1 protein-coding gene is annotated in these 523 nt (G+C 39.6%); it reads left to right on the top strand.

The genetic code is table 11. From position 1 onward, the window contains the following. Window positions 1–85 precede the first annotated feature (85 nt). A complete protein-coding gene (locus HBA93_RS18210) occupies window positions 86–523 on the top strand; it encodes a hypothetical protein (protein ID WP_221724238.1) in 438 nt (145 codons plus the stop codon).

Below are 523 nucleotides of genomic sequence, written 5' to 3'. Positions count from 1 at the left end.
CAGACGCCACAAACGGATTTCTATTGCATGTATTGCAAATCAAGAATTTAAGGGAAGAGATTACGCATCTTAGTTGAGGGATATTATGGGACAGGCAAAACAAAAAAGGCTGAAAATTGATAATATGACAACCGGCCTTTCTGATGAAGCAAAGACCGTTTTTTTTACTGCAAACAAGCTATTTGATAGGGTTATAAAGTCACGCAATGTACATGGTATGTGCTATCACTCAACTTTCTTTCTCTACCAATATCTAAAAGATAAGTTCAATATCTCGACCTCTCCAATCATCGGATATGTCAATGATGGGTCTGATGATGTAATGATTTCACATGCTTGGCTTGAATATGATGGGAAAAAGACTGACGTAAGTCTAGGCGTGACAGCCGACCACAATATATGGCCTGTTGGCGACGTCATAATTCTCGATCAGATTGTTCATTCGGGACATAAATATTCGTATCACGTCACAATGACGAGTGCAGGATTGCGCTATGATGAACTGTCCACATACCTTGACTGA

The sequence above is a fragment of the Ochrobactrum sp. SFR4 genome (assembly GCF_019730395.1).
Lineage (GTDB): Bacteria > Pseudomonadota > Alphaproteobacteria > Rhizobiales > Rhizobiaceae > Pseudochrobactrum.
Note: the sequence above shows the minus strand (reverse complement) of the source record. Positions and strands in the feature narration are given on the sequence as shown.

What these genes read in the sequence shown, in the direction of transcription:
- HBA93_RS18210 (WP_221724238.1), top strand. Translation starts at nt 86, where the DNA reads ATGGGACAGGCAAAACAAAAAAGGCTGAAAATTGATAATATGACAACC.